The 17,701-nt window shown below is 64.7% G+C and carries 12 protein-coding genes and 1 pseudogene; 7 read left to right on the top strand and 6 right to left on the bottom strand.

The window, feature by feature from the left end; translation table 11 throughout:
* Positions 1 to 177: 177 nt before the first annotated feature.
* Both AC0Z35_RS08890 and AC0Z35_RS08885 read left to right on the top strand, forming a co-directional pair.
* Positions 178 to 1,740 carry an AMP nucleosidase gene (locus tag AC0Z35_RS08890; RefSeq protein ID WP_370512749.1) on the top strand — a complete coding sequence of 521 codons (1,563 nt, stop codon included), beginning with the start codon at positions 178 to 180 and terminating at the stop codon, positions 1,738 to 1,740.
* Between the two features lie 132 nt (positions 1,741 to 1,872).
* The gene (locus tag AC0Z35_RS08885; RefSeq protein ID WP_046804946.1) at positions 1,873 to 3,432 is read left to right on the top strand and encodes an amino acid permease; all 1,560 of its coding nucleotides are present in this window, start codon (positions 1,873 to 1,875) and stop codon (positions 3,430 to 3,432) included.
* A gap of 27 nt (positions 3,433 to 3,459) precedes the next feature.
* Here the strand turns inward: AC0Z35_RS08885 and AC0Z35_RS08880 are convergent, their stop codons facing one another.
* The 3 genes from AC0Z35_RS08880 to AC0Z35_RS08870 all read right to left on the bottom strand — a co-directional run bounded on the left by AC0Z35_RS08880 (position 3,460) and on the right by AC0Z35_RS08870 (position 6,725).
* Positions 3,460 to 4,626, bottom strand: coding sequence for an NAD(P)/FAD-dependent oxidoreductase (locus AC0Z35_RS08880; RefSeq protein WP_485131790.1), 1,167 nt, complete (start codon positions 4,624 to 4,626; stop codon positions 3,460 to 3,462).
* Between the two features lie 121 nt (positions 4,627 to 4,747).
* Positions 4,748 to 5,644 (bottom strand): LysR family transcriptional regulator, encoded by an 897-nt coding sequence (locus AC0Z35_RS08875; protein ID WP_046804944.1) that lies wholly within the window; start codon positions 5,642 to 5,644, stop codon positions 4,748 to 4,750.
* Between the two features lie 148 nt (positions 5,645 to 5,792).
* Positions 5,793 to 6,725 carry a YicC/YloC family endoribonuclease gene (locus AC0Z35_RS08870; protein ID WP_046804943.1) on the bottom strand — a complete coding sequence of 311 codons (933 nt, stop codon included), beginning with the start codon at positions 6,723 to 6,725 and terminating at the stop codon, positions 5,793 to 5,795.
* A 181-nt stretch (positions 6,726 to 6,906) separates the two neighbouring features.
* On the opposite strand from AC0Z35_RS08870, the gene rph reads away from it, so the two are divergent.
* Positions 6,907 to 7,641, top strand: a complete 735-nt coding sequence (gene rph / locus AC0Z35_RS08865; protein ID WP_046804942.1) for a ribonuclease PH — start codon at positions 6,907 to 6,909, stop codon at positions 7,639 to 7,641.
* 84 nt (positions 7,642 to 7,725) lie between these two features.
* On the opposite strand, the gene AC0Z35_RS08860 is transcribed toward rph, so the two are convergent.
* On the bottom strand, positions 7,726 to 9,099 hold the full coding sequence (locus AC0Z35_RS08860) for an MmgE/PrpD family protein (RefSeq protein ID WP_485131789.1): 1,374 nt from the start codon (positions 9,097 to 9,099) through the stop codon (positions 7,726 to 7,728).
* Between the two features lie 29 nt (positions 9,100 to 9,128).
* Positions 9,129 to 10,289, bottom strand: a complete 1,161-nt coding sequence (locus tag AC0Z35_RS08855) for an acyl-CoA dehydrogenase family protein (protein WP_104143913.1) — start codon at positions 10,287 to 10,289, stop codon at positions 9,129 to 9,131.
* A gap of 233 nt (positions 10,290 to 10,522) precedes the next feature.
* Here AC0Z35_RS08855 and AC0Z35_RS08850 point away from each other — a divergent pair.
* Positions 10,523 to 11,962 (top strand): annotated as a pseudogene (locus AC0Z35_RS08850) (methyl-accepting chemotaxis protein); the annotation flags it as partial.
* Positions 11,963 to 12,127: 165 nt separating this feature from the next.
* Here the strand turns inward: AC0Z35_RS08850 and AC0Z35_RS08845 are convergent.
* Positions 12,128 to 13,975 carry an EAL domain-containing protein gene (locus tag AC0Z35_RS08845; protein WP_255444458.1) on the bottom strand — a complete coding sequence of 616 codons (1,848 nt, stop codon included), beginning with the start codon at positions 13,973 to 13,975 and terminating at the stop codon, positions 12,128 to 12,130.
* A gap of 203 nt (positions 13,976 to 14,178) precedes the next feature.
* Between AC0Z35_RS08845 and rdgB the strand changes: the two genes are divergently transcribed.
* The 3 genes from rdgB (at position 14,179) to glnA (ending at position 17,638) form a co-directional block, all read left to right on the top strand.
* A complete protein-coding gene (gene rdgB / locus AC0Z35_RS08840; RefSeq protein WP_046804938.1) occupies positions 14,179 to 14,802 on the top strand; it encodes an RdgB/HAM1 family non-canonical purine NTP pyrophosphatase in 624 nt (207 codons plus the stop codon).
* A gap of 18 nt (positions 14,803 to 14,820) precedes the next feature.
* Entirely contained in the window at positions 14,821 to 16,041 is a 1,221-nt protein-coding gene (hemW, locus tag AC0Z35_RS08835; RefSeq protein ID WP_046804937.1) for a radical SAM family heme chaperone HemW, read from the top strand.
* Positions 16,042 to 16,225: 184 nt separating this feature from the next.
* Positions 16,226 to 17,638, top strand: a complete 1,413-nt coding sequence (gene glnA, locus AC0Z35_RS08830) for a type I glutamate--ammonia ligase (RefSeq protein WP_006219661.1) — start codon at positions 16,226 to 16,228, stop codon at positions 17,636 to 17,638.
* Positions 17,639 to 17,701 lie beyond the last annotated feature (63 nt).

The raw sequence follows: 17,701 nt of genomic DNA, 5'->3' as shown, positions 1-17,701 counted from the left end.
GGTCGCAGCAATTTCGGCTGGACGCGGTGACCGGCCCGCCCGAACGGGGCAGTGGCAAATATGACGCTTCATGCGCGAACGCCTCGGGCATAATCGACCGCATCGGCGCTGGCGGGCCTGACAGACCCCGGGCGCCGAGCAAACCGATAAGACAGATAAGAAGCGGAGCAGAGCTCAATGATGAATGCAGTACACCCCGTGTCTTCCATGAACCGGCCCGATGCCTTGCCCTTTGAACCCTTTCAGGACGCCCGCGCCGCCGTCGCCCGGCTGGCCGAGATCTACGCGCGCAACACGGCATTCCTGCGGGCGGCATTTCGCGAGGTGCTGAAAGAAGGGGCGAAAGAGCACGCAAAGGAAGGCGCAAAGGAAGGCGCCAACGAGGGCGCGAAGGAAGGCAACGGCAGCGCGCCCGAGCGTGCGCGGGCCTACTACCCGGCCATCCGTATCGTGGTGGAAACCTACGACCCCATCGACACTCGCTTGTCCTACGGCCACGTGGCCGAACCCGGCATCTACCAAACCACCATTACCCAGCCCGAACTGTTTCGTGACTACCTGATCGAGCAGGTCGGCCAGCTGCTGCAAAACCATCGCGTGGCAGTCGAAGTGGGCGAGTCCGATTCGCCCATCCCGCTGCATTTCGCCTTCCCGGAAGGCGCGTATGTCGAGGGCGAGCACCTTGAAGCCTTAAAGCGCCCGCTACGCGACCTGTTTGACGTGCCCGACCTGGCCGTTACCGACGACGCCATCGTCAACGGTTCCTGGCGCGGCAAGGACGGCGAGCCCAAGCCGCTTGCTCCGTTCACCGCCCAGCGCGTTGACTACTCTTTGCATCGTTTGCAGCACTACACGTCAACCGCGCCGGCGCATTTTCAGAACTTTGTGCTGTTCACCAATTACCAGTTCTACGTCGACGAATTCTGCGCGCGCGCCCGTGCGCTGATGGCCAGCGGCAACGAGGACTACGAGATGCTGGTAGAGCCCGGCAACCGTATTACCCGGCGCGGCGAAAACGGCCCGGGCGACGAAGGCCAGGGCGTGCGCCTGCCGCAAATGCCCGCCTATCACCTGGTGCGCGGCGACCATTCCGGCATCACGCTGGTCAATATCGGCGTGGGCCCGTCCAACGCCAAGACCATCACCGACCACATTGCCGTGCTGCGTCCGCACGCCTGGCTGATGCTGGGCCATTGCGCCGGCTTGCGGGATTCCCAGCGTTTGGGCGACTACGTGCTGGCGCACGGCTATGTCCGCGAAGACCATGTGCTGGATGCCGATCTGCCCACCTGGGTGCCGGTGCCCGCGCTGGCCGAAGTGCAGGTGGCGCTGGAACAGGCGGTGCAGGAAGTGGCGGGGCTGTCGGGCTGGGACTTGAAGCGCATCATGCGCACGGGCACCGTCGCCACCATCGACAACCGCAACTGGGAACTGCGCGACCACGTTGAACTGGTGGAACGTTTTGCGCAGTCGCGCGCGATTGCGCTGGACATGGAATCGGCCACCATTGCCGCCAACGGTTTCCGCTTCCGGGTGCCGTATGGCACGTTACTGTGCGTGTCAGACAAGCCCCTGCATGGCGAACTGAAACTGCCCGGAATGGCCAGCGTGTTCTATCGCCGGCAGGTCAACCAGCATCTTGAAATTGGCATCCGTGCCCTGGAGCGCCTGCGGGACATGCCGCCGGAACGCCTGCATTCCCGCAAGCTGCGCACCTTCATGGAAACGGCCTTCCAGTAGGCGCGATCCGTCCCCAAACGGCCGCCATTTTTCGAGGCGAGCCCGTTTGCGCTATTCTCGCGCGTTGCTCGGTAATCCCAGGCTTTCGCGAGATGTCCGCGCGGACGCCTTCAAGACGTGAAGGAATGCATTTTGGCTCCATCGGAACACGATGATCGCCGCTCTGGCGGCACGCGCGCAGCGAAGGCGAATCCGCCTTCGGAACTGCGGCGCACCTTGTCCGCGCGCCATCTGACAATGATCGCGGTGGGCGGGTCCATCGGCACCGGCCTGTTCGTGGCGTCCGGCGCCACCATTGCTCGCGCCGGCCCCGGCGGTGCGCTGCTGGGCTATGTGCTGATCGGCGTCATGGTCTATTTTCTGATGACCAGCCTGGGCGAACTGGCCGCCGCCATGCCCGTGTCGGGCTCGTTCTCCACCTATGGCGCGCGCTACGTCGAAGACGGTTTCGGCTTCGCGCTGGGCTGGAACTATTGGTACAACTGGGCAGTGACGGTGGCCGTGGATTTGGTGGCGGCGCAGCTGGTCATGGCCTACTGGTTTCCCGACGTGCCCGGCTTCTACTGGAGCGCCTTGTTCCTGGCCATCACCTTCGGCTTGAACGCCATGTCGGCGCGCGGTTTCGGCGAAGCGGAATTCTGGTTCGCGCTGATCAAGGTCGTGGCGGTGCTGGGTTTTGTCGCGATGGGCGTGATGATGCTGCTGGGCATCATCCGTGGCGGCGAAACGGGAGGGTTGGCGAATTGGACGGTGGGCGACGCGCCCTTCGCGGGCGGCTTTGCCGCACTGATCGGCGTGGCGATGGTGGTGGGCTTTTCGTTCCAGGGCACCGAATTGATCGGCATTGCCGCGGGCGAATCCAAGGACCCCGCGCGCAACCTGCCGCGCGCCGTGCGCCAGGTTTTCTGGCGCATCCTGCTGTTCTACGTCATGGCCATCCTGGTGATCGGCCTGCTGATCCCGTACACCGATCCGCACCTGCTGCGTAACGATGTCGAAGACATCAGCGTCAGTCCGTTCGCGCTGATCTTCGAACGCGCCGGCTTGCTGGGCGCGGCCTCCGTCATGAACGCCGTGGTGCTCACTTCGGTGCTGTCCGCGGGCAATTCGGGCATGTACGCCGCCACGCGCATGCTGTACAGCTTGGCCCGCGAGGGCAAGGCACCGCGCATTTTCGGTCGCATTTCGCGTAACGGCGTCCCGCTGTGGGCACTGCTGGCGACCACCGTCGTGGCCGCCTTGTGCTTCTTCACGTTTATCTTCAGCCCGAACGCGGTCTACATCTGGCTGCTGAACACCTCGGGCATGACGGGTTTCATCGCGTGGCTGGGCATCGCCATCAGCCATTACCGGTTCCGGCGTGGCTACGTCAAACAAGGTCACAGCCTGGCCGACCTGCCGTACGTGTCGCCGTTCTTTCCCTTCGGTCCGATTTTTGCCTTTGTACTGTGCCTGATCATCACGCTGGGCCAGAACTACCAGGCGTTCCTGCAGGACCGTATTGACTGGGGCGGCGTGGTGGCCACGTATATCGGCATCCCGCTGTTCCTGTTGATCTGGCTGGGGTATCGGGTCACGCGCGGCTCGCGTTTCATCAGCTACCGCGACATGCGTTTCCCGGATGCGCGGGCTCGCAGCGAATATCTGGATTCCGCCTTGCGAGGCGAACCAGCGGCAGGCGAGGCGCGCTAGTCGCTCCTTGCCCCAGGACAACCGCCCTTAGATGATGTTCTTTTCAAGCAGGGGGCGGTTGTCCAGAACGCGCTGGAACGACAGGGCAGACAAGTCCAGGCTGCGGTAGGCGCCGTACCGTAGCAGCTCTGCGATGCCTCGTCCGGTAGCGGGCGCTTGCTGAAGCCCATGGCCCGAAAAGCCGTTGGCGAAATACAGGTTGGGGCAATCGGGATGGGCGCCGATGATGGCGTTGTGGTCGAACACGTTCATTTCGTAATAACCGGCCCAGGCGCTGCGCACGCGCACGGCCTCGAACGCGGGCACCCGGGCCGCAAGCGCCGGCCAGACGTGGTTGTCGAACGCATCGAGCTGGGCGTCAAGCGGCAAGTCGTCGGCGTCGTCCGCCGCGTCAGGCGAATAACCGCACAGAAATTTGTCGCCGTCCGGACGAAACCAGATGCCCGACGGGTCGATCAGCAAGGGGCAGTGCGGCAGCGCCTGCGGGCAGCTGAAGCTGAACACGGTACGCCGGCGGGCGCGCACGGGCAACGCTATGCCAGCCCATTGGGCCACGCGTGCCGCCCACGGGCCTGCCGCGTTGACGGCCACATCGCAGGGCAGCGCGGCGCCGTCGCTTGTCCAAACCCCGTTCACCCGTGCGCCGTCGCGCAGCAAGCCCACCGCTTGCGCGCGCCGGTACGTTGCGCCTTGCGCGATCGCCTTCTTGCGTAGCGCCTGCATCAACCCGTAGCCATCGAACCAGCCTTCGCCGGACAAGCCCAGCGCGCCCAGCGCCAAGTCGGCAGTATTGAGCCACGGGAATCGCGCTTGCAATTGAACCGGCTCGAGCAAGGCGACGTCGACGCCTTGCGAGCGCTGCGTGTCGTAGTTGCTACGCAGCGTGGCGCAGCCGGCGGCGCTGGCCAGGTACAGATAGCCGGGCTCGGTCAAGCCGATATCGGGCGCCGGATCGTCCACATACAAGGTAGCGGCCAGGTCGCGCAGGAACGCTATGCCCATTTGCGACATGCCGATATTGACGGGCGTCGAGAACTGCTGACGAATGGAACTGGCCGATAGCGCGGACGAAGCCTGGGCGTACGTCGGGTCACGTTCCAGCACCGTGACGTCAAAAGCGTCCGGAGTTTGGCTTAGAAAGTAGGCGATAGAGCTGCCAACGGCACCTCCGCCAATGATGACGACGCGTTGCAAGGCTTGTAGTCCCGTTTTGTATCCAGGGCCAGTTCGGCTTAGCGGCAGCTTGACGGCTTCTGTGCAGCGGCGCAAGCCCCTGCGCGTGTGGCGCCAACCTGCCCACCGGGTGGGGCGGCGCTTACGGCGCCACGCGGCACTGCTCCAGCATCCAGGCGCCAAATTCGCGCACCAGCGGCGATTCGGCCTGGGTATGGGGATAGACGAAGTAGTAGGCGTCGGCGCTGCTGAGCGCTTGGGGAAACAGCTGGATGAGTTCGCCGGTGTCCAGTTCGCGTTCCACCAGAAAGCGCGGCAACAAGGCCGCGCCCAGGCTGGAGGCGGCCGCTTGCGCCAGCATGGAGGCCTGCTCGAACTGAGGGCCCTGCATGGCGCGCGCCGCGCTGGCGCCGTGTTGGTCAAACCACGAGGCCCATTGTGCGGGGCGGGACGTCTGGTGCAGCAGCACGACGTTGGACAAGTCCGCGATGTGCCGGATACCGTGCAAGCGTTGATAGCGCGGGCTGCTGACGGCGATGACCTCTTCGTGCATCAGGTACTCGCACACGGCGCCGGCCCAGTAAGGCGCGCCGAAATGGATGGCCGCGTCAAACGGCTCTTGCGAGAACTCAAAGGGCAGGGTGCGCGACGTGAAGTTGATGGTGACTTCGGGCTTGCGGGCCATGAAATCCCCCAGGCGCGGAATCAGCCAGCGGGTGCCCAGCGTGGGCAGCACCGCCAGATTGAGCTGGTCGCGGCGCGTGCAGGCCATGGTGCGGCGGGTGGCTTCTGACAGCTGGTGCAACAGGATGCGCACCTCGGACGCGTAGGCGCGGCCGGCATCGCTTAAGACCACGCGCTGGCGCACGCGGTGGAACATCGTCACGCCCAGCTGGGTTTCAAGCTGGTGGATCTGGCGCGATACGGCGCTTTGGGTCAGGTGAAGTTCGTCCGCCGCGCGCGACACGCTGTTGCGCCGGGCGACTGCTTCGAAGGCCAGCAGGTTGGCGACGGGCGGCAGAAAGGTCTTGCGGAACATGGGGCTTCCTAATGGATACAGCCTTGGAATACAGCCTTGACGTAAACCCCCCATGACAACACGCCCTTGCGGCCGACCCTATAGGAAAAGTCTGGAATGCAAAGAGGCCGCTTGCGCGGCCCCCCGGATCGCATCAAACCGCCATGGCTTATTCGATGTTCTGCGCCTGTTCGCGCATCTGCTCGATCAGCAGTTTCAGGTCCATGGCGGCGCGGGTGACCTCCATGCTGCCTGCCTTGGAACCCAGCGTATTGGCTTCGCGGTTCATTTCCTGGAACAGAAAATCCAGGCGCTTGCCCGCGCTGCCGGCGTTTTTCTTACCCGATGCGGACTTGCCGCCGCCGTCGGTCAGCAGGTGACGCAATTCTTCCAGGTGCGAACGCAGCCGCGACAGTTCTTCCGCAACGTCGATACGCAGCGCAAACAGGTTGGCTTCTTGCGACAGGCGTTCGGACAGCTCGGTGCCGGAGATGTGCGTGAAGCCGCCAGGGAAGGCCGATTCCACACTTTCGCGAAGCTTGGCGGCCAGCTTGTCGCGGTGGTCCGACAGCAGTTGCGGCAGATGCGCCTGCACGATGTCGACCACGCGGGCGACGCCGTCGGCGCATTCGCGCATCATGCCCGCCAGGCGTTCGCCTTCGCGCGCGCGGCCCTCCTGCAATTGGGTCAGCGCTTGCTGCGCCGCTTGCAGGCAGGCCGCGCCCCACACCTGCGGGTCCAACGCGTCGTTGCCGCGTTGGCCGGGCCAGTTGAATAATTCCACCAGCCGGGGGGGCGCGATGTCGGGAACGATGCGGCGGGCGGCCTGCAACTGCTCGGCCAGGCTTTCCAGCCACGTCGGGTCCAGCTTGGACAGGTCGGTGCTGGCGTTGCGCGTGAATGACACCCGGATCTCGACCTTGCCGCGCGCCAGGTTGGCGGTCAGCAGTTCGCGCAGCGGCGTTTCAACGTGCCGCAACTCGTCGGGCAAGCGGAAATACAAATCAAGGAAGCGGCTGTTGACGCTGCGCAGTTCAATGGCAAGCGTGCCTTGTTCTAGGTCTGCTCGGGCGTTGCCGAATGCGGTCATGCTGCGAATCATGGTCGTGTCCTGGTAAAGCTTGGGTAAGAGCCGGTTGCGCCGGGGCCCGCAGCGCCCCGGTAAAGGGGGGCGGGTCTGTGTTTTCAACCGGATATATCGCGGCAGGATACTCCAAGCGGGAATTTCCTGCGGCGCCTGCCCGTACAATGCCGCGAACCAATATCTAGACTGGAGTTTGCCTGTGACCACTACGCCCACCATCGCCCGTCCGTCCGGCCGCGCTGTAGACGAACTGCGGCCGTTCAGCCTGGAACGCGGCTTTACGCGCTATGCCGAAGGCTCGGTGCTGGTCAAGGCCGGCGACACCCACGTGCTGTGTACCGCCAGCGTGCTGGAAAAAGTACCGCCGTTCCTGAAGGGCAAGGGCGAAGGCTGGGTCACGGCGGAATACGGCATGCTGCCGCGCGCCACCCATACGCGTGGCGACCGCGAGGCGGCCCGGGGCAAGCAAAGTGGCCGCACACAGGAAATCCAGCGCCTGATCGGCCGCAGCCTGCGCGCCGTCTTCGACATGCGCGCACTGGGCGAGCGCACGCTGCATCTGGATTGCGACGTGTTGCAAGCCGACGGCGGCACGCGCTGCGCCAGCATTACCGGCGCGTGGGTGGCGGCGGCCGATGCCGTCGCCTTGCTGATGAAGCGTGGCGACCTGGCCGTCAACCCGATCCGCGATGCGGTTGCCGCCGTGTCGGTGGGCTTGGTGCAAGGGCGTTCAGTGCTGGACCTGGACTACCAGGAAGATTCCGCTTGCGATGCCGACGTCAACGTCATCATGACGGGCAGCGGGGCCTTTGTTGAAGTGCAGGGCACCGGCGAAGGCGCCACGTTCACCCGCGCGGAATTGGACACCATGCTGGTGCTGGCCGAAAACGGCATCGCCAGCCTGGTCCGCGCCCAGCGCGCGGCGTTGGTGTAAGCAGCAGTCGTAAAAAGGGATCCGGGCAACGTCTGCGCGGATCCCATAAGTAGGCGGGCATACCGGTACCGGTTCCCGCCCGTCTCAGCCGGGCAGCAACGCGCCAAGCTTGTCAATTTTCTCCAGGCCCCAGATCGACGCGATCAACGTGCGCAGTTCCGCTTCCGTTGCGGCGTCGGCGTAGCGGCCCAGGCTTAGCGTCTTGTCCTCGATTTCCGCCCGGCTCAAGGTATTGCCCGGGTCGCCCTTCGGCTCGTCAACGCGGCCTTGCAGCGTGCGGCCATCTTGCGTGGTGACGGTGACCTTGCCGATCCAGCGTTGCGGATAAGCCTTGTCCACTTCCTCGTCCAGCACCATCTCGACCTTGCCCCGGAACGCCGCCACGGCCGGGTCATCCAGGCCGGCATCAAATTCAGCCAGCCCGGCGCGCCCCTGGCGGGCGATGAGGCCCAGCACCGTTCCCATCGAAAACTTGGACTGATGCACCGTCTGCGGGTTGACGACGGGCCCCAGCACGTCGATGGCGCCTTGATGCACATGCGCCACCACGCGCGCCACGTCGGACTCAGCCAGCTTGTGTTCGCGCAGCACCTGTTGCAGCGCATCCGCTGCCGGATGCGTATGACGGCACGACGCATGGAACTTGAATGAGGTTTCGGCCAGCGCCCAGCGTTCGCCCAGGCGGTCGCACAGCTTGGACGGGTCCGCATCGGACGACATGCCCGCCGCCATCCCCTGCGGACCTTCCAGGATGTGGCGCGCGCCCGTGAAGCCCTCGCGCGCCAGATAGGCGGCGGTGATGCCGTCCGCCGCCGCCTTGGCCGTGTGCAGTTGTTTGGAGTCGGCGGCATCGCGCAAAAATTCCCACAGCCCGGCGGCCTGCGTGCCCGCCGAACCCAACGCATGCAGCATCTGTTCAGGCGTCAGCTTCAGCAAGTGGCCGGTAGTGACGGCGGCGGCCAGGGTGCCGGCCGTGCCCGTCGTGTGGAAGATCTTGTAGTGCGAACGTCCTAAAAATTCCCCCACGCGAATGCCGACTTCGTAGCCGGCCACGGCGGCCACCAGCACGTCGCGCCCCGAACTACCCAGCGCCTGGGCCACGGCCAACGCCGGCGGGAACACCACGGCGGCAGGGTGGAACACCGAGCCATTGTGCACGTCGTCCTGCTCCACCACGTGGGCGGCGGCCGCGTTCACCATGGCGGCGAACAAGGGCGTGGTGCGGCGCCGCGTGATCAGCACTTCGCTGGGGCCGTCGGTCGGGCCCATGGTGGCGGCGTAGCGGTCGATGGCTTGCACCGCGCGCGCGGAGGCGCCGGCAAGTATCGACGCCAGGCAATCCAGCAGCAGGTCTTCGGCGCGGCGCAATACGGGCGCGGGGATGTCTTCGTAGCGCAGGTTGGCCGCAAAGGCGGCAAGCTCGGCGCTAAGGTGGGGCGTGTCGTTGGCGGCGGTCATGGTCCGGGGCAGTTGGTGGTGGCGTCGGGTCAGAACGAGCGGGGCAGACCCAGGATGTGTTCGGCGACGTAGGACAGGATCAGGTTCGTCGAAATCGGCGCCACCTGATACAGCCGCGTCTCGCGGAATTTGCGTTCCACGTCGTACTCGGTGGCAAAGCCGAAACCGCCGTGAAATTGCAGGCAGGCGTTGGCTGCTTCCCACGATGCGTCGGCGGCCAGCAGCTTGGCCATGTTGGCCTGCGCGCCGCAGGGCTGGTGCGCGTCGAACAGGCGGCAGGCTTCATAGCGCATCAGGCTGGCGGCTTCGACGTTGATGTGGGCGCGCGCGATGGGAAACTGCACGCCCTGGTTCTGCCCGATGGGGCGGCCGAACACCATGCGTTCCTTGGCGTAGGCGGTGACCTTGTCCACGAACCAATAGCCGTCGCCGATGCACTCGGCGGCGATCAGCGTGCGTTCGGCGTTCAGGCCGTCCAGGATGTACTTGAAGCCTTTGCCTTCTTCGCCGATCAGGTTTTCGACGGGAATTTCCAAGTTGTCGAAGAACAGTTCATTGGTCTCGTGATTGACCATGTTGGGAATCGGCCGGATCGTCATGCCGTGCTTGACGGCATGATGCAGGTCCACCAGAAAGATCGACATGCCTTCGGACTTTCGGGTCACCTGGTCCAGCGGCGTGGTGCGCGCCAGCAGGATCATCAGGTCGGAATGCTGTACGCGCGAGATCCAGACTTTCTGGCCGTTGATGACGTAGCGGTCGCCACGGCGCACGGCGGTAGTCTTGATCTTGGTGGTGTCGGTGCCGGTGGTGGGTTCGGTAACGCCCATCGATTGCAGGCGCAGCTCGCCGGCTGCGATGCGCGGTAGGTATTCGCGCTTTTGCGCTTCGGACCCGTGCCGCAGCAATGTACCCATGTTGTACATCTGGCCGTGGCAGGCGCCGGAGTTGCCGCCGCTGCGGTTGATTTCTTCCATGATGACCGACGCTTCGGTCAGCCCCAGGCCCGAACCGCCGTATTCCTGCGGGATCAGCGCGGCCAGCCAGCCGGCCTCGGTCAGTGCGCGGACAAAGTCTTCGGGGTAGCCGCGTTCTTCATCGATCTTGCGGAAATACTCTGACGGGAATTGCGCGCAAAGGTCGCGCACGGCTTCGCGGATGTCCTGATAGTCGTGTGAGGCGTGGGGCATAGGGCTGCTGTGATAGGCAAAGGGATGGTTCGGTTCAGCATCGAATGTGCCGCATGGGCGCGGTGCTGCCAATTCACAATTGCTTAATACGGGGTTCCTGTTCGCAAAAGCGCATTCATGACGGGCGTGCGTTCGCCCATCGGGCGGCGGCCCCGGCAGTTGTGTCAAGAAATTGCCAAACTGCGTGTCCATAATCCGAGGCACTGCGCCCCAGGGCGCCTGGTTATAGATGGATGGATATGCGTAAAAATCTCAGGGTCACCACGGCGGTATCGGCCATTCTGGCGTTATTCGTGCTGCTGTTTGCCATAGCGGCCGGCGCCGGCATCGCCGTCCTGCGCGAGAACCGGGCGGATATCGAAGCCTTGGGCCGGGGCAGCGTGGAACGCGCCAGCGACCTGGCCGAACTGACCAGCCGGCTGTTCCAGGCACGCGCGGCGTTGACCGACGCCAAGACCAGCATGGAAGGCGGGCTTGAAGACGCGCGCAACGCATCGCTGGCGCAGGCGGACGCGCTGCTCAAGCAGGCCGGCGCCAGCCTGGCGCGCCTGCGTGCCAACCCGGACACCAGCGCGGCAGGCGGTGCGCTGTTCGACCAGATGCTGGCCGCCCACGCCGCGTTCGCCGACCAGACCTTGGCGCCCATGCTCAGCGCCATCCAGGGCTGGAACGGGATCGAGGTCAACCGGTTGGTGGACAAGGTGCTGCCCGCCAGCGGCGCGGCCTACGTGAAGCAGGCCGACGGATACCAGCGCTATGCGCGCGAGCAGGGCCAGGCCGCCGTGGCCGATGCCAGCCGCACGCTGGAGCGGGTAAGCGCGGTGGCCGCCGCCGTATTGGCCGTGGTGTTGCTGCTGGCCGTGCTGATCCGCTTGGCGTTTCGGCGCGGCATCCTGCGGCCGCTGAACGAAGCCGGCGCGCATTTTGACCGCATCGCCGACGGCGATCTGACGGGCGCCATTGCCATGCGCGGCGACAACGAGATCGGCGTGCTGTATTCGGCGATGCGCCGCATGCAAACGGGGCTGTCGGCGGCGGTGGCCTCCGTGCGCCGGGGTGTCGAAGAGATCCATACCGGCTCGGGCGAGATCGCGGCGGGTGGGGCCGATATGTCGGACCGCACCGCGCGCCAGGCCGGCTCGTTGCAAGAGGCCGCCGCCAATATGACGCAGTTGGCGCACACCGTGCAGGTCACGGCAGGCAACGCCGACCTGGCCAGCCGGCAAGCGCAAAGCGCCACGCAGCTGGCCAAGCAGGGCGGCCGCGCGGTGGATGAAGTGGTGCAAAGCATGCAAGGCATTGCGGACAGCGCGCGCCGCATCGGCGAAATCGTGGGTGTGGTCGACAGCATTGCCTTTCAGACCAATATCCTGGCGTTGAACGCGGCGGTCGAGGCGGCACGCGCGGGCGAGCAGGGCAAAGGGTTCGCGGTCGTCGCGGGCGAAGTGCGGTCACTGGCGCAACGCAGCGCGCAGGCCGCCAAGGAAATCAAGGGCTTGATCGACGACTCGGCCCTGCGTGTCCAGGCCGGCGTGCGCCAGGTGAATCTGGCGGGCGACACCATGCGCGACATGGTGGTGTCGGTGGATCGCGTGACCCAGATCGTCGCCGAGATTTCCAGCGCGACGGCCGAGCAGGCCGCCGGGATCGCCTCGGTGAACGACGCGGTCGCGGACATTGAGCGGTCCACGCAAGAAAACGCCGCCATGGTCGAGCAAACGGCGGCTGCGGCAGCCGCCTTGGAAAGCCAGGCGCAAGGGCTGCGCCGCGCGGTGGCCGTGTTCCAGATCGAACAGGCGGTGCGCAATGCCACCGCCGTCGAGGCGTCCGTGGGCGAATTAATCGGACAGCTGGGACAGGATGCCGCCGCTGTAGCGCTCGATCACCAGCGACAGGTTCCCATGCTTGACCTTGTGCTTGACGTGCGCGGCAGCCGACGCGATGTCTTCCGGGCGGATGCGCTCGCATAGCGACGGCGTAACGGTCAACGCGCCCACGCCCAAGGTCACGAACGGGAAGAAGCGCGGCACGCCGTAGCGGTCTTCGGCCTCGATGCCGCCGTTCTGGCGGCCTTGGTCGTCGTACAGCGCCGTGGCCTGTTCGTTGAATTCGGCGATGATGCGCTGGACGCGTTCAGCCCAATCGGCGCTGCGAAACAGCACCACAAAATCGTCGCCGCCCACGTGTCCGACAAAGTCTCGCAGCGGGTCGCAATGCTGCTTGATGACTTCGGCGGTGAGCATGATCATGTCGTCGCCGCGCCAGTAGCCGTAGACGTCGTTGAACGGCTTGAAGTTGTTCAGGTCGCCATAGCAGACGGTGAAGTCGGCGGCGTCTTCCAGCAGCGTGGCGATGTGGCGGCTGATGGGGATGTTGCCCGGCAGCGAGGTCAGCGGGTTGGCGTAGCGCGCAGCCTCGATTCGCATTTCGGTCACCGAACGCACCAGGGTCTCGCCGGTAGCCAGGCCGTCGTAGCGGCCGTCGCGCGTAATGATCAGGCCGTCCATCAGGTAGCGCTGGTCTTCCGAGATCAGCACATGGCTGAGCTGGTCGATGGACACGTTCAGGTCCACCAGTACCGGTTCCGCATTCATGAAGGTGGAGCAACGGTCGCGGCCGAACAGTTCGCGCGTATAGCGCTGCGCATAATGTTCGGAAAAATCGCGGCGGTTGATGATGCCGACGGGGCGGTTTTCGGCGTCCACCACCGCCACGGCGTGCATGGTCTTGTGTTCGATGAACAGCCGGTGCACGTCATCGTTCGTGTGCTTGTCCAGCAGCGCGGCCGGCGCTTCCACGCGCAGGCTGGCCGCGGTGCCGCCCGCCGCGCGCTGCGACAGGGGCGCCGAGCTGCGCGCGCGCAACGAGTCGCGCAGCGGCGGCGTCAGTTCGGTCAGCAACGTTTCTTCCGGGCGGCCCAGGAACCAGCCCTGCGCATAGCGGATATCCAGCTCGCGCACCATGGCCAGGTCCTCGGCGGTTTCGATGCCCTCGGCGACGATCGCGGTGCCCAGGTGCTGCGCCACTTTCAGAATGGCGCGCACCATGCTTTGCTTGCGGTCGTCGTGGCCGATGCCATCGAAGAAATAGCGGTCGATCTTGACCAGGTCCGGCTGCATTTCCGACCACAGCTGCAAATTGGAATTGCCCACGCCGTAGTCGTCCAGCGCGATGCGCATGCCGTGTTCGCGCAGGCAGGCAAACGCGCTGCCCAGTTCGCTCATGTGGTCTGACAGCGGGTCCTGTTCCGTGAGTTCGACGATGATGCTGGAGGCGGGCAGGGCGCAATCTTTCAGCAGCCGCTCCGGCATGTCGGCGCCCCACAGCGTCCAGAAGTGAATCAGCGCCGACCCCGACAGGTTCAGGAACAGCTTGCCGGGGGCGTCCTGAAAACCCTGGGCGCCCGCCCGAAAACTGGCCAGTTCCAGTTGCGGGTGCAGTCCGCGTCGGCGGGCTTCGGCAAACAAGGCATCGGGAAAGTGCAGGGCGGTGTCGGCAGGGCCGCGGATCAGGCTTTCATGCCCATAGATGCGGCTGTGGGACAGATCCACCACCGGTTGATAGCGTGGCCGCAGCAGGCGGTCACGCAAAATGCCGGCCAGGCCGACGGGTGCGGGCGCATCGCCCGGGATGGAGTGGGGCGCGCGGGCCGTGGCCTGCCGTGGCATAGCTTGTAGGGAAGTCATCGCCGGGGGCGTCAGATACGTTCAGTGACAAGATTCGTCATGTTGACAACAAAATATGTCTGCGTTGTTGCCGCTACCGGCGACGCGCCATATTCAGCCGCTGTTACATAGCTGTCAACCGAGATTTCCCCTTGCTTTGCTTGCCGACGCGGCGCAGTGGCGACAGCCGCCGCGTACCCCTTGCGCCCTATACAATTTGCGCTATGACTTCCCCCAAGATTCCCGAATCCCTGCGTCGTATCGTGCTGGCGTCCAACAACCCCGGCAAGCTGCGCGAATTTTCCGCCTTGTTTGCGCCGCTCGGCATCGAACTGGTGCCCCAAGGCGACCTGGGCGTGCCCGAAGCCGAAGAGCCCCACGTCACCTTTGTTGAAAACGCCTTGGCCAAAGCGCGGCACGCCAGCCGCCTGACCGGGCTGCCGGCGTTGGCCGACGACTCCGGCCTTTGCGTCGCCGCGCTGGATGCCGCGCCCGGCGTGTATTCGGCCCGCTACGCCAAGATGCACGGGGGCGAAAAATCAGACCAAGCGAACAATGCCCTGCTGGTACAGAACTTGGCCGGGGTTACCGACCGCCGCGCCTGGTATGTGGCCGTGCTGGCTTTGGTGCGTTCGGAAAACGATCCTTGCCCGATCATCGGAGAAGGGTTGTGGCATGGCGAAATCATCGACGTGCCGGAAGGGGTGAATGGCTTTGGCTACGACCCGCACTTCTATCTGCCCGATATGGCACTGACCGCGGCGTCGCTGGACCCCGAGGAAAAGAACCGCGTCAGCCACCGCGCCCGCGCGCTGCGCGAATTGTTGAGCAAGCTTAGCCACGCCTAGGCGCTTAAGCGAAACCGCATGTCCATCACTATTCCCATCCGCAACGACATGGGCGCGTCGCCGTCGCGCGTCCGTGTCCCCGCAGGCGCCACGCTGACCAGCCTGCCCCCGCTTTCCCTCTATGTGCACGTGCCCTGGTGCGTGCGCAAATGCCCGTATTGCGACTTCAATTCCCACGCCGCGCCCGGCGAAATCCCGGAACGCGCCTATCTGGACGCTCTGCGCAGCGACCTTGAACAGGCGTTGCCGTCCATCTGGGGCCGGCAGGTCGTGTCCGTTTTCATCGGAGGCGGCACGCCCAGCCTGCTGTCGTCGGCGGGATTGGACGAACTGCTGGCCATGTTGCGCGCCTGTCTGAACCTGTGGCCCGACGCCGAAATCACCATGGAAGCCAACCCCGGCACGGCCGAAGCCAGCCGGTTTCGCGACTATGCCGCCAGCGGCGTCACCCGCTTTTCGTTGGGCATCCAGAGCTTTGACGACGCGCAGCTAAAGAAGCTGGGCCGCATCCACGACGCCGCGCAGGCTCGGGCGGCGATCGACATGGCCCAGCGCGCGGTCTCGCGCGTGAACCTGGACATGATGTTCGCCTTGCCGGGCCAGACGCTGGACGCCTGTGTGGCAGATCTGCGCCATGCCATTTCGTTTGGCACGGAACACCTGTCGCTGTACCACCTGACGATGGAGCCGAACACCGTCTTCGCAAAATTTCCGCCCGCCGAATTGCCCGACGACGACACCAGCGCCGCCATGCAAGACGCCGTTGAAGCCGAATTGGCGGCGGCGGGGTTGGCCCGATACGAAGTGTCGGCCTACGCACGGCCGGGCGCGCGGTGCCGCCACAACATGAACTACTGGGAATTTGGCGACTACCTGGGCATCGGCCCTGGCGCGCACGGCAAGCTGTCATTTCATGACCGTATCGTGCGCGAGGCGCGGTTGCGCAACCCGGATTCCTGGATGCAGGCGGCCATGGCGCGCGACGGCAGTCATCTGGCCGAAAGCCGCCAGGTGGGGCCGGACGAGCTGCCCTTTGAATTCATGCTCAATGCACTGCGCCTGAAAGAGGGCGTGCCCACCACAACGTTCAACGAACGCACCGGTTTGTCGCTTGCCGCCATCGCGCACCAATTGGAGGCAGCCTCGAAACGGGGCTTGCTGGACCCGGACCCGACGCGTTTGAAGGCTACGCCCTTGGGGTGGCGCTTCTTGAACGACCTGCAGGAAATGTTCCTGTAGTTGCTTTTGCACCAAAACGGGGCAATCATGCCCCACGCTTTGCACCATACCGGTGCTACATTTTTCCGTGACCGTGCAGCCTTCCCCTGGGAATCCCTGGGGTAAAACCTGGCACGCTTATTGCTTCCCTCTTTATGCCAGTCGAGCGGCAAAGCCCTCGACCCTTTTATCTAATGGAGATGACATGGCAAGCCCGAAAGACGTCCTGAAACAGATCGCCGATAACGAAGTCAAATTCGTGGATTTCCGCTTTACCGATACGGTTGGCCGTGAGCACCACGTGTCCGTGCCCACCAGCCAGATCGATGAAGACAAGCTGGAAAGCGGCCAGGCTTTCGACGGTTCGTCGATTCCGGGTTGGAAGGGTATCGAAGCTTCCGACATGCTGCTCATCCCCGATTGCGCTACCGGCAACCTGGACCCGTTCCGCGAAGAGCCGACCCTGATCCTGTCGTGCGACGTCGTCGAGCCGTCGGACCTGAAGGGCTATGACCGCGACCCGCGTTCGCTGGCCAAGCGCGCCGAAGCCTACCTGAAGTCCTCCGGCCTGGGCGACACCGCCTACTTTGGTCCGGAACCCGAATTCTTCGTGTTCGACGGCGTGACGTGGAACACCGACATGTCGGGCACGTTCGTCAAGATCAAGTCCGAAGAAGCCTCGTGGTCGACCGGCCTGGAATTCGAGGGCGGCAACACCGGCCATCGTCCCGCCGTCAAGGGTGGCTACTTCCCCGTTCCCCCGGTTGATTCGTTCCAGGACATGCGTTCGGAAATGTGCCTGTTGATGGAACAAATGGGCGTGCCGGTTGAAGTGCACCACCATGAAGTGGCCGGCGCCGGCCAGCTGGAAATCGGCACCAAGTTCAGCACGCTGGTTCAGCGCGCCGACTGGACGCAGATCGTCAAGTACGTGGTGCACAACGTTGCCCACGCTTACGGCAAGACCGCCACGTTCATGCCCAAGCCCATCGTTGGCGACAACGGTTCCGGCATGCACGTGCACCAATCCATCTGGAAGGATGGCCAGAACCTGTTCGCGGGCAATGGCTACGCCGGCCTGTCGGAATTCGCCCTGTACTACATCGGCGGCATCATCAAGCACGCCCGCGCCCTGAACGCCATCACCAACCCGGGCACGAACTCGTACAAGCGTCTGGTTCCGCACTACGAAGCCCCGGTCAAGCTGGCTTACTCGGCCCGCAACCGCTCGGCTTCGATCCGCATTCCGTACGTCGGCAACCCGAAGGGCCGCCGCGTCGAAGCGCGTTTCCCGGACCCCCTGGCCAACCCGTACCTGGCGTTCTCGGCCCTGATGATGGCCGGCCTGGACGGCGTGCAGAACAAGATCCACCCGGGCGATCCGGCCGACAAGAACCTGTACGACCTGCCGCCGGAAGAAGACGCAAAGATCCCGACCGTGTGCTCCTCGCTGGAACAAGCGCTGGAAGCCCTGGACGCCGATCGCGAATTCCTGACCCGCGGTGGCGTATTCAGCAACGACATGCTCAACGCCTACATCGACCTGAAGATGGGCGATGTGAACCGTCTGCGCATGACCACGCACCCGGTCGAATTCGACATGTACTACAGCCTCTGATCGTTTAGAGGCTGTGGCGGGGGGGAGCGCGATGATGGCGGCAGAAACCAGGGCCCACACATC

The organism is Achromobacter sp. 1L-A-4-B-C2 (assembly GCF_057291955.1).
The sequence above is the reverse complement of the archived record's forward strand: the minus strand, read 5'-3'. Positions and strand labels throughout refer to the sequence as shown.

Coding starts and splice junctions, on each gene's coding strand:
- AC0Z35_RS08890 (WP_370512749.1), top strand. CDS start 178: ATGATGAATGCAGTACACCCCGTGTCTTCCATGAACCGGCCCGATGCC.
- AC0Z35_RS08875 (WP_046804944.1), bottom strand. CDS start 5,644: ATGTTCCGCAAGACCTTTCTGCCGCCCGTCGCCAACCTGCTGGCCTTC.
- AC0Z35_RS08870 (WP_046804943.1), bottom strand. CDS start 6,725: ATGATTCGCAGCATGACCGCATTCGGCAACGCCCGAGCAGACCTAGAA.
- AC0Z35_RS08860 (WP_485131789.1), bottom strand. CDS start 9,099: ATGACCGCCGCCAACGACACGCCCCACCTTAGCGCCGAGCTTGCCGCC.
- AC0Z35_RS08855 (WP_104143913.1), bottom strand. CDS start 10,289: ATGCCCCACGCCTCACACGACTATCAGGACATCCGCGAAGCCGTGCGC.
- AC0Z35_RS08845 (WP_255444458.1), bottom strand. CDS start 13,975: ATGACTTCCCTACAAGCTATGCCACGGCAGGCCACGGCCCGCGCGCCC.
- rdgB (WP_046804938.1), top strand. CDS start 14,179: ATGACTTCCCCCAAGATTCCCGAATCCCTGCGTCGTATCGTGCTGGCG.
- hemW (WP_046804937.1), top strand. CDS start 14,821: ATGTCCATCACTATTCCCATCCGCAACGACATGGGCGCGTCGCCGTCG.
- glnA (WP_006219661.1), top strand. CDS start 16,226: ATGGCAAGCCCGAAAGACGTCCTGAAACAGATCGCCGATAACGAAGTC.